Genomic DNA, 10,368 nt, shown 5'->3' with positions numbered 1-10,368 from the left:
CGACGATACGCCGCACCCGGGAGTGGCGGCATCGCCGGGGCTGGCCATCGCACCGGTCTTCGTGCTGCAGACCCCGCGCTTCGACTATCCCGAGCGCGCCGCCGACCCTGCCGAGCAGCAGCAGCGCCTGCGCCAGGCCATCGCCGAGGGGGCGGCCCAGCTCGAGGCACTGGTCCAGCAGGCCCGCGGCGGCGAAGTGGCGCAGATCCTCTCCATGCACGAGGAGATGCTCAGAGACCCCGAATTGTTCGAGGCCGCCCGTGAGGGCATTCAGGAGGGCCGCTCGGCCGAGGCTGCCTGGTGGGTAGCCATCGAGACCGCCGCCCATGCCCAGGAGATGCTCGCCGACCGCCTGCTGGCCGAGCGCGCCGCCGACCTGCGCGACGTCGGCCGCCGCGTACTCGGCGTACTGTGCGAGGTGAGCCTGCCCGAGCCGCCGGAGACGCCCTACATCCTAGTGACCGACGACATCGGCCCTTCCGACGTGGCGCGGCTCGACACACAGCGGGTGCGCGGCCTGCTCACCGCCCGCGGCGGCGCCACCGCACACAGCGCGATTCTCGCCCGCGCCCTGGGGATTCCTGCCGTAGTGGGCGCCGGCGAACGGGTGCTGACGCTGGCAGGCGGCCAGGAGCTGATTCTTGATGGCGAACGCGGCAGGGTGATTCCGGCGCCCTCTGCCGAACGCCGCGCCAGCGCCGAGCAGCGCCTGGCCGAACGCCAGCGGCGCGAGGCCGAGGCGTGGCAGGCGCGCTTCGAGCCGGCCCAAACTCGTGACGGACATCGCGTGGAAGTGGCCGCCAACCTGGGCAACACCACCCACGCCGCCGATGCCGTGGAGCGCGGCGCCGAGGGCATCGGCCTGTTGCGCACCGAGTTCCTGTTCATGGCCCACGCCCGGGAGCCGGATCTCGCCACGCAGATCGAAGAGTACCGCGAGGCTCTGGACGCCCTTGACGGCCGTCCGCTAGTGGCCCGCACCCTCGACGTGGGCGGCGACAAGCCGCTGCCCTACTGGCCGATGCCCAAGGAGGACAACCCCTTCCTCGGGCTGCGCGGCATCCGCCTCAGCCTGACCCGGCCCGAGGTGCTCGAAACCCAACTGCGGGCGCTGTTGATGGCGGCGGCCCCCGCCAGCGAGGCGGCGGACAAGCCGCAGCCGCTGCGCATCATGCTGCCGATGGTCAAGGACGTGGGCGAATTCCGCGCCGCACGCGCCATCTTCGAGCGCCTGCTCGACGAAATTCCCGCTGCCGAGCGCGCCACCGACGTGCAGTTGGGGGTGATGATCGAGGTGCCTTCGGCGGCCCTGCTGGCACCTGTCTTGGCCGCCGAGGTCGACTTCTTCTCGGTAGGCACCAACGACCTGACCCAGTACACCCTGGCCATCGACCGCGACCACCCCGAGCTCTCGGCCCAAGCCGACGGCCTGCATCCGGCGGTGCTGCGCCTGATCGAGATGACCGTAGCGGCGGCTCATGCCCACGGCAAGTGGGTCGGGGTATGCGGCGAGCTGGCCAGCGACACCCTGGCGGTGCCGGTGCTGGTCGGACTCGGCGTCGATGAGCTCTCGGTGAGCGCGCGCCAGGTACCGCTGGTCAAGGCCAGACTGCGCGAATTCGATCTGGCCGAGGCCCGCACCCAGGCCCAACTGGCACTGGCCCAGGCCACCAGCGAGGCGGTACGCGACGCCCTGGAGGCACGCTGATGGCCCGCCTGCTCACCCTCACCCTGAATCCGGCGCTGGACCTCTCCGTCAGCCTGGAGCGGCTGGAGCCGGGCACGGTCAACCGCACCCATGAGACCCACCTGACGGCGGCCGGCAAGGGCGTCAACGTGGCCCGGGTGCTGGCCCAGTTGGGTCACGACGTGACGGTGTCGGGCTTTCTCGGCACCGACAACGACGGCCCCTTCCTGCGCGCCTTCGAAGCCATGGGCGTGGAAGACGCCTTCCTCCGCGTACCCGGCGAGACCCGCATCAATGCCAAGCTCGCCGAGGCCGACGGTCGCATCACCGACATCAACGGCCCCGGCGCGGCCATCGACGAAGCGGCCTGGCAGCGCTTGCTCGACGGTCTCGACACGCGCATCGGCGACCCGCGACGGCGCCCCGACGCTGTGGTGATCGCCGGCAGCCTGCCACCCGGCGTGACACCGGCCAATCTGGCCGAGCTGGTCACCCGGCTGCGCGAGGCGGGCCTGCCGGTGTGGGTCGATACCAGCGGCGCCGCCCTGGATCAAGCCATTGCGGCTCGCCCCACCGCGGTCAAGCCCAACGAGCTCGAGCTGGCCACCTGGGCCGGCAACACCCTCGACACGGCGGAAGCACGCCTGACCGCGGCACTACGCCTATACGCCGCCGGCATCGAGGAGGCTGTGGTCTCGGCCGGGGCTGCCGGGGTGCTGTGGGTCAGCCATCGCGGCGCCTGGCAGGCCATGCCGCCCCGGGTCAGCGTCGCCAGCACCGTAGGCGCCGGCGACACCCTGCTTGCCGCCCTGCTGCACGGGGTGGTGTGCGGCCATCCGCCCGACCAGGCCCTGCGCCTGGCCACCGCACTCTCCGCTGAATCGGTTCGTCACCTGGGCGTGGGCAACCTCCACGCCGAGGACTTACCGCAACTTCAACAACAGACCCGCGTGCGTCGCCTCAACGACGTAGACGCAGGGGGAGCCCTCGCATGAACGTGATCATCGTCACCGCCTGCCCCAGCGGCATGGCCACCACTTTCCTCGCCGCTCGGCGCCTGGAGCAGGCCGCCCGTCGCCTGGGCTGGCAAGCCAGCGTCGAGATGCACAGCCAGCTCGAAGCCGTCGAGCCCGTCTCGGCCGACGCCATTGCCGCGGCCGATCTGGTCGTGGTCGCCGCCGACCAGATTCCTGCCGCCGAGCGCTTTGCCGACAAGCAACTGTTCCGCGCCGCCATCGGCGAAGCCCTGCCCGACCCCGAGGCGTTCCTGCAGCGCGCCCGGCGCGAGGCCGAGAGCTTCACTCCGCCCGCCCAGAGCGCGGTGGCCACCCAGCATAAAGCGCCCGGCGGCAGCAAAATCGTCGCCGTGACCGCCTGCCCCACCGGAGTGGCTCACACCTTCATGGCCGCCGAGGCACTGAGCGAAGCGGGCAAGAGCCTGGGCCACGCGATTCGAGTCGAGACCCAGGGCTCGGTGGGGGCGCAGAACAAGCTCACCGACGAGGAGATCGCCGCGGCGGACGTGGTGATTCTGGCCTGCGACATCGAGGTCGACCCGACCCGCTTCGCCGGCAAGCGCATCTACCGCACCTCCACCGGCAACGCACTGAAGAAGCCGCGTCCCACCATCGAGGCGGCCCTCGATCAGGCCGAGGTGGAAGAGACCGGCACCGCTCGTCGCAGCGATGCGAGCCGCAGCATCAAGGAGAAAGGGGTCTACAAGCATCTGCTCACCGGGGTATCCTTCATGCTACCCATGGTGGTGGCCGGCGGCCTGCTGATCGCGCTCTCCTTCGTCTTCGGCATCGAGGCCTTCCAGGAAGAGGGCACCCTGGCCGCGGCGCTGATGCAGATCGGCGGCGGCACCGCCTTCGCTCTGATGATCCCGGTGCTGGCCGGCTACATCGCCTACTCCATCGCCGACCGGCCGGGCATCGCGCCGGGCATGATCGGCGGCATGCTGGCGGCCAACATCGAGGCCGGCTTCATCGGCGGCATCATCGCCGGCTTCCTGGCCGGCTACGTGGCGCTGGCGGTGACCCGCCACGTCAAGCTGCCGGCCAGCGTCGAGTCGCTCAAGCCGATCCTGATCATCCCGCTGGTATCGAGCCTGGTCACCGGCCTGACCATGATCTACATCATCGGCGAGCCGGTGGCGGCGATACTGGCCGGCCTGACCAGCTTCCTTGCCGGTATGGACGCCACCAACGCGGTGCTGCTGGGTATCCTGCTCGGCGCCATGATGTGCTTCGACCTGGGCGGACCGGTGAACAAGGCCGCCTACACCTTCGGCGTGGGCCTGCTGGCCTCGCAGACCTACGCGCCGATGGCGGCGATCATGGCCGCCGGCATGGTGCCGGCCATCGGCATGGGCATCGCCAGCTTCGTCGCCCGGCACAAGTTCTCCGAACCGGAGCGCGAGGCGGGCAAGGCGTCGTTCGTGCTGGGGCTGTGCTTCATCAGCGAAGGCGCCATTCCCTTCGCCGCCAAGGATCCGCTGCGCGTGATCCCCGCCTGCATCGCCGGCGGCGCGGTGACCGGCGCCCTCTCGATGCTGGTCGGCGCCCAACTGATGGCCCCCCACGGCGGCATCTTCGTGCTGCTGATCCCCAACGCCATCACCCCGGTGCTGCTCTACCTCGGCGCCATCGTCATCGGCTCGCTGATCACCGGCCTGGGCTACGCCGCGATCAAGCGCGGCGCGGCACCGGTAGCGGTGGGCGCCGCCGCCTGAGTGTGTTCATCAAGCCAAAAAAAGCCCGGCCACATGGCCGGGCAAATGACAGCACCTGGCTGCCGAGAGAGCACGAGAGAGGGTCGGGGAAGCCGCTCAGTGGTGAAAACGCTGGGCGGCTTCCTTGGCGAGCTGGCGAATGCCGTTCCAGTCCTCGGCATCGACCAGCGACTTCGGCGTCAGCCACGAGCCGCCTACGCACATCACGTTCTTCAGCGCCAGGTAGTCTTCGGCGTTTTCCAGGGTGATGCCGCCGGTGGGACAGAAACGCGCCTCGGGGATAGGACCGGCGAAAGCCTTCAGCGCCTTGACGCCGCCGCTGGCTTCGGCGGGGAAGAACTTGAAGCGGCGATAGCCGTATTGCCAGCCGGTCATCAGCTCGGACACCGTGGCCACACCGGGCAGCATCGGCACCGGGCTGGTGACACCGTAGCGGTAGAGCGCTTCGGTAGTGCCGGGGGTGACCACGAAGTCGGCGCCCACCTGCTCGCTCTGGCGATACTGAGCCGGCGTGAGCACCGTTCCCACACCGATACTGGCCTGGGGCAGCGCCGCCTTGAGTCGCTTCACCGCTTCCAGGGCGCAGTCGGTACGCAGGGTCACTTCCAGCACGGTGAGTCCGCCTTCGACCAGAGCGCGGCCGAGCGGCACGGCGTCCTCGATGCGCTCGATGGCCAGCACCGGAATGACTTCCGCCTTGAGGCAGATGCTGTCGAGCTCGGTGGTCCGCGTGGACGGCAGCTGTTTGTCGATGGTCATGAGCAAGACTCCAGGTCAGGGGGCCCAGTAGACGGCCAGCGGGCAGGAAAGAAAGGCACGGATCGGCAGTTCGCGCGAGTCGTCGCCGGACATGGCCCGGGCCAGCACGCTGCGTTTGTCGTCACCGGTGATGTGCAAGACGTGGCGCCGCGCCTGATGCAGGCGGTCGGCGCTCAGAGTGATGCGCGGCTGGGGCTGGCTGGGGGTGCGTGCGGCCAGCACCGGAGCATCGGTGGTCAGGCCAAGCTCCAGCTCGCGGCTGTCGGGGAAAAGCGAGGCGGTGTGACCGTCGCCGCCCATGCCCAGTACCACCAGGCTGGCGGGCCAGGTCAGCGCCTCGATGCGCCGGGTAACGGCCTCGACGCCCTGCTCGGGCGTCTCGTCGTCGGTGGTCAGCGCAACGAAGCTGGCCGCGGCGGCCTTGCCCTGCAGCAGATGGCGACGCACCAGGCGCGCATTACTCGCTTCGTCGCTCTCGCTCACCCAACGCTCGTCGGCCAGGGTCACCTCGACCCGCTCCCAAGGCAGCGCCTGTTTGGCCAGGGCCTGGAAGAACGGTACCGGCGTCGAGCCGCCGGAGAGCACCAGCAGCGCACGTTCCTGCTGCGCCAGGTCCTGACGCAGCGCCTCGGCGACGGCTTCGGCGAGCTGCTCGGCAAGCTGCTCGCGGGGTGTGGCGTTCGTCATGTCAGTAGTCCTCGTACCAGCTGCGCCCGTCCTGGGTGATCATGGCGATGGAGGCCACCGGACCCCAGGAGCCGGCCGGATAGCGCCGCGGCGGCTCGCCCATCTCCTCCCAGGCGGCAATCAGACTGTCGCACCAGTGCCAGGCGTGCTCCACCTCGTCACGGCGCACGAACAGGTATTGGCGCCCCTTCATCACCTCGAGCAGCAGACGCTCGTAGGCATCGGGAATGCGCTCCTGAGGGAAGGCGCTGCCGAAATCCAGATGCAGCGGCCCGCGACGCAGGCGCATGCCGCGGTCCAGGCCGCTGTCCTTGGTCAGCACCTCCAGGGCGATGCCTTCGTCCGGCTGCAGGCGGATGATCAGCTTGTTGGCGGCCAGATTGCGCTGATCGGGGTCGAAGATGTAGTGCGCCTGCTGGCGGAAGTGAATCACGATCTGCGACAGCTTCTCGGGCATGCGCTTGCCGGTGCGCAGGTAGAACGGCACCCCGGCCCAGCGCCAGTTGGAGACGCCGGTCTTCATCGCAACGAAGGTCTCGGTGCCGCTCTCGCGGTTGGCGCCCTCCTCCTCGAGGTAGCCGGGCACGCCCTTGCCTTTGATGGTGCCGGCAATGTATTGGCCGCGCACCACGTCACGATTGAGCTTGGCCTCGCTGAAGGGCTGCAGCGCCTTGAGCACCTTGACCTTCTCGTCGCGGATGGCGTCGGCATCCAGGTTGGCCGGCGGGTCCATGGCGATCAGACAGACCAGCTGCAGCAGGTGATTCTGCACCATGTCGCGCAGCTGGCCGGCACGGTCGAAGTAGCCCCAGCGCCCCTCGATGCCGACCTGCTCGGCCACGGTGATCTCCACGTGGGAGATGTGGTTCTGATTCCACTGGGTGCCGAACAGGGGATTGGCGAAGCGCAGCGCGATCAGGTTCTGGACGGTCTCCTTGCCGAGATAGTGATCGATGCGGTAGACCCGGGACTCCGGGAACACCTCGCCGATGGCATCGTTGATCTCGCAGGAGGATTCGAAGTCGTAGCCGATCGGTTTCTCGACCACCACCCGGGAAAGCTCGTCGAGACATTCACCGGCCTGAAGATTGCGGCAGATATCGCCATACAGGCTGGCCGGCACGGCCAGATAGACGACCAGGGGGCAGACCACGGTGTCGTGACGCACGGCCTTGCGCCACTCGGCGATGGCGCGATAGCCCTCGGCAGTGCCGAAGTCGAGCTGCAGGAAATCGAGACGCGCGGTGAAACGCTTGACGGTCTCGCGGTCCAGCTCGGCAGGCTTGACGTAGGTCTGCAGGGTTTCGGCCACGCGCTTGCGGAAGGCATCGGTCTGTATCTCCTGGCGCGCCAACCCGAGGATGCGCGTGTCGTCGTGCAGCAGCCCCTCGCGGTCGAGATGGTACAGCGCGGGATAGAGCTTGCGCAGCGACAGGTCGCCCAGGGCGCCGAACAGCGCCAGATCGATGACCGGCCGATCCTCGTCCTCAGACCGCCTGGTTGCCTTCATGTTTGCCCCCAATCTGGTTAACTTACATAAAAAATACGTCAGCACCACTTACCGCGCAATGTTTGTTTTGTAATATTACACTAATTTCCTAGCAATGAGCTTGCCTCATTCGCGGCCGGGACGACACCGCGATAGGATAGCCCATCATTTTGTTGTTAAATCACTACATCATCTGTTTCAGAGAGTCGCAACCGCCATGGCCCATGATCTGCTGCAACGCATTCGACAACGTCTCGATGAGCTCAACCGCTCCGAGCGCAAGGTAGCAGACGTCATCCTGGCCGACCCGGCGCGGGCCACCGGCCTGAGCATAGCCAGCCTGGCCCAGGCCGCCTCGGTCAGCGAGCCCACCGTCAACCGTTTCTGCCGCAGCTTCGATGCCAAGGGCTATCCCGACTTCAAGATCAAGCTGGCCCAGAGCCTGGCCGGCGGCACGCCCTATGTCAGCCAGTCGGTCGAGCCCGGCGACGCGGCGGCGGATTACACGGGCAAGATCTTCGGCGCCACCATTGCCGCTCTCGACGAAGCCAGCCGCACGCTGGACCCGGCCCGCATCGAGCGGGTGGTGGACTACCTCATTCAGGCCAAGCAGATCCACTTCTTCGGCCTGGGTGCCTCCGGCGCGGTGGCACAGGATGCCCAGCACAAGTTCTTCCGCTTCAACCTGCCGGTTACGGCCTATGTCGACGTGCTGATGCAGCGCATGGTGGCATCGGCCTGCCATACCGGCGATGTGGTAGTGGTCATCTCCTGGACCGGGCGCACCCGCGAGCTGGTCGACATCGCCCGCCTGGCGCGGGAGAGCGGCGCCGTGGTGCTGGGCATCACCGCACCCGACTCGCCGCTGGCCACGGAGTGCACCGAAACCCTGGAGGTCGCCACCCCCGAGGACACCGACGTCTACATGCCGATGACCTCACGCATGATCCAGCTCACCCTGATCGACGTGCTGGCCACCGGGGTGACCCTGCGTCGCGGCGAGGACTTCCTGCCGCACCTGAAGAAGATCAAGGACAGCCTGCAGGAGACCCGCTACCCGGCGACGCGCCAGGATTGAGTCCAGCGGCCGAAGGGTTGTCAGGGCGCCGCGACGGCACAACAATAGCGGCTCCCTTCCTTCTCACTTCGAGGCCCTCGATGCAACGGATCGCACGTTCTGCCATTTCTCTCTCCGCCCTCGCCTTCGCCCTGTTGGCGCAGGGTGCCGCCGCCGAGACCTTCCGCTTCACCGCCATCCCCGACGAGGATCAGGCGCGTCTGGTCGAGCGCTTCGGCAAGGTGGCCGACTACCTCGAGGAGCGCCTCGGGGTCGAGGTGGAGTACGTACCGGTGAAGTCCTACAGCGCCGCGGTCACCGCTTTCCGCAACGATCAGGTCCAGTTGGCCTGGTTCGGCGGCCTCTCCGGCGTGCAGGCGCGGCGCCTGGTCCCGGGCTCCCAGGCACTGGCCCAGGGCAGCGAGGACGATGCCTTCATGAGCTACTTCATCGCTCACGAGTCCACCGGCCTCGAGCGTGCCGACGAGCTGCCCGACGAGCTGGAAGGCATGAGCCTCACCTTCGGCTCGCGCACCTCCACCTCCGGGCGCCTGATGCCGGAACACTTCTTCCGTGAGCGCTTCGACGACGTCGACCCGGAGCGCTTCTTCTCCCGCGTCGGCTACTCCGGCGATCACTCGCGCACCATTGCTCTGGTCGAAGCTGGCACCTACGACATCGGCGCGGTCAACTATACGGTGTGGGAAGCCGCCGTCGAGGATGGCCGGGTCAATACCGACCAGGTCCGGGTGATCTGGGCCACGCCGCCCTACCCGGACTACAACTGGACCCTGCGCGGCGACGCCGACGAACGCTTCGGCGAAGGCTTCACCGAGAAGGTGCGGGCCGCCTTCCTCGAGATGGACGACCCGGAGCTGCTCGCCTCCTTCCCCCGTGAGGCGTTCATTCCCGCCGACAACGACCTTTATGCCCCCATCGAGGAGGTGGCCGAAGAGCTCGGCCTGCTGCGCTGATGGAGAGCGAGCAACGGCGCCTGCTGGTTCGCTTCGAGGGCGAGGATCTCGGTCACGGCGCGCATGTGGTGCTGCCGCGCCTGAGCCTTGCCCTGCACCAGGGCGAGCGGGTCGCCCTGCTCGGCCAGAGCGGCGCCGGCAAGTCGACGCTGCTCGCTGAGCTGCGCCGCCGGCTGGGGGGAGAGGCGGCCTGGTGCCCTCAGCATCACGGCCTGGTGCCGCAGCTTGCCGTCTATCACAACGTCTTCATGGGGCGCCTGCCGGAGCATTCGGCGCTGGCCAATCTGTGGAACCTGGTGCGCCCACTGCGCGGGCCATGGCGGGAAGTGGCCGCACTGTGCGACGAACTGGGCCTGAACGGCCTGATGCGCCGCCCGGTGGGCGAGCTTTCCGGCGGCCAGCGCCAGCGGGTGGCCATCGCCCGCGCCCTGTATCAGGCCCGCCCGCTGTTCCTGGGTGACGAACCGGTGGCCAGCGTCGATCCTCACCAGGCGCTGCGGCTGCTGGACCTGATCGACTCCCGCCACACCACCTCGGTAGTGGCGCTGCACCAGCGCGAGCTGGCGCTCTCCCACTTCGACCGGGTGTGGGGGCTGCGTGACGGCCGCCTGGCGATCGATGCCCGCGCCGACGAGCTCAGCCTGGCCGAGCTCGATGCGCTCTATCCCGATGCCGCGGAACCGGCCGGCAGCCCACCGCCCGGCAACGACGATGTGCCGCTGCCCAGCCCCGAGGCGCTGCCCTGCGCCCGAGGACGGCCATGAGCGACGGCCTGGTCGATAGCCGTCCGCCCTCGGCACGCAGCTGGTGGCGCGGCGGCTCCCCCGGCCTGCGCCTGGCCCGTCACAGCCTGGGTTTGGTGGCGCTTGCCGTGCTGCTGGTGCCCTTCGCCGACCTGGCCATTCACACCCGCGACCCCTGGGGCGAACTCGGACGCATGGCCGCCGGGCTGGCCTGGCCCGCCTGGGGCGCGCTGGAATC

Annotated in this window: 9 protein-coding genes and 1 pseudogene; 7 read left to right on the top strand and 3 right to left on the bottom strand. The window is 68.6% G+C overall.

The features are described from left to right. From ptsP to B8115_RS07310, 3 genes are all read left to right on the top strand, one after another. Positions 1-1,708, top strand: a 1,708-nt coding sequence (gene ptsP, locus B8115_RS07320; protein ID WP_010627125.1) for a phosphoenolpyruvate--protein phosphotransferase, incomplete at its 5' end; no start/stop codon positions are given. Next, positions 1,708-2,682, top strand: coding sequence for a 1-phosphofructokinase (gene pfkB, locus B8115_RS07315; protein WP_010627124.1), 975 nt, complete (start codon positions 1,708-1,710; stop codon positions 2,680-2,682). The genes ptsP and pfkB, both read left to right, overlap by 1 nt. Beyond that, positions 2,679-4,421 (top strand): PTS fructose-like transporter subunit IIB, encoded by a 1,743-nt coding sequence (locus B8115_RS07310; RefSeq protein ID WP_010627123.1) that lies wholly within the window; start codon positions 2,679-2,681, stop codon positions 4,419-4,421. The genes pfkB and B8115_RS07310 overlap by 4 nt, the downstream gene beginning before the upstream one ends. A gap of 96 nt (positions 4,422-4,517) precedes the next feature. Here the strand turns inward: B8115_RS07310 and B8115_RS07305 are convergent, their stop codons facing one another. Genes B8115_RS07305 through zwf form a run of 3 tightly spaced genes read right to left on the bottom strand, consistent with a single transcriptional unit; the run spans position 4,518 to position 7,377 of the window. Next, the gene (locus B8115_RS07305) at positions 4,518-5,180 is read right to left on the bottom strand and encodes a bifunctional 4-hydroxy-2-oxoglutarate aldolase/2-dehydro-3-deoxy-phosphogluconate aldolase (RefSeq protein ID WP_010627122.1); all 663 of its coding nucleotides are present in this window, start codon (positions 5,178-5,180) and stop codon (positions 4,518-4,520) included. Positions 5,181-5,195: 15 nt separating this feature from the next. Continuing rightward, positions 5,196-5,867: a 6-phosphogluconolactonase gene (gene pgl, locus B8115_RS07300; RefSeq protein WP_010627121.1), complete on the bottom strand. Its 672-nt coding sequence runs from the start codon at positions 5,865-5,867 to the stop codon at positions 5,196-5,198. A gap of 1 nt (position 5,868) precedes the next feature. After that, a complete protein-coding gene (zwf, locus tag B8115_RS07295) occupies positions 5,869-7,377 on the bottom strand; it encodes a glucose-6-phosphate dehydrogenase (protein ID WP_010627120.1) in 1,509 nt (502 codons plus the stop codon). Between the two features lie 196 nt (positions 7,378-7,573). On the opposite strand from zwf, the gene B8115_RS07290 reads away from it, so the two are divergent. The 4 genes and pseudogenes from B8115_RS07290 to B8115_RS23250 form a co-directional block, all read left to right on the top strand. After that, positions 7,574-8,434, top strand: coding sequence for a MurR/RpiR family transcriptional regulator (locus B8115_RS07290; RefSeq protein WP_010627119.1), 861 nt, complete (start codon positions 7,574-7,576; stop codon positions 8,432-8,434). Positions 8,435-8,514: 80 nt separating this feature from the next. Then, positions 8,515-9,387: a putative selenate ABC transporter substrate-binding protein gene (locus B8115_RS07285; RefSeq protein WP_010627118.1), complete on the top strand. Its 873-nt coding sequence runs from the start codon at positions 8,515-8,517 to the stop codon at positions 9,385-9,387. Then, positions 9,387-10,151 carry an ATP-binding cassette domain-containing protein gene (locus tag B8115_RS07280; RefSeq protein ID WP_010627117.1) on the top strand — a complete coding sequence of 255 codons (765 nt, stop codon included), beginning with the start codon at positions 9,387-9,389 and terminating at the stop codon, positions 10,149-10,151. Before B8115_RS07285 ends, B8115_RS07280 begins: the two co-directional genes overlap by 1 nt. Next, positions 10,148-10,368 (top strand): annotated as a pseudogene (locus tag B8115_RS23250) (ABC transporter permease); the annotation flags it as partial. The gene B8115_RS07280 and the pseudogene B8115_RS23250, both read left to right, overlap by 4 nt.

It is taken from the genome of Halomonas sp. KM-1 (assembly GCF_000246875.1).
GTDB lineage: Bacteria > Pseudomonadota > Gammaproteobacteria > Pseudomonadales > Halomonadaceae > Halomonas > Halomonas aerodenitrificans.
The sequence above is the reverse complement of the archived record's forward strand: the minus strand, read 5'-3'. Positions and strand labels throughout refer to the sequence as shown.

Excerpts from the sequence above, each read along its gene's own strand:
- B8115_RS07285 (WP_010627118.1), top strand. The coding sequence starts at position 8,515 with ATGCAACGGATCGCACGTTCTGCCATTTCTCTCTCCGCCCTCGCCTTC.
- B8115_RS07280 (WP_010627117.1), top strand. The coding sequence starts at position 9,387 with ATGGAGAGCGAGCAACGGCGCCTGCTGGTTCGCTTCGAGGGCGAGGAT.
- pgl (WP_010627121.1), bottom strand. The coding sequence starts at position 5,867 with ATGACGAACGCCACACCCCGCGAGCAGCTTGCCGAGCAGCTCGCCGAA.
- B8115_RS07305 (WP_010627122.1), bottom strand. The coding sequence starts at position 5,180 with ATGACCATCGACAAACAGCTGCCGTCCACGCGGACCACCGAGCTCGAC.
- B8115_RS07290 (WP_010627119.1), top strand. The coding sequence starts at position 7,574 with ATGGCCCATGATCTGCTGCAACGCATTCGACAACGTCTCGATGAGCTC.
- B8115_RS07310 (WP_010627123.1), top strand. The coding sequence starts at position 2,679 with ATGAACGTGATCATCGTCACCGCCTGCCCCAGCGGCATGGCCACCACT.
- zwf (WP_010627120.1), bottom strand. The coding sequence starts at position 7,377 with ATGAAGGCAACCAGGCGGTCTGAGGACGAGGATCGGCCGGTCATCGAT.
- pfkB (WP_010627124.1), top strand. The coding sequence starts at position 1,708 with ATGGCCCGCCTGCTCACCCTCACCCTGAATCCGGCGCTGGACCTCTCC.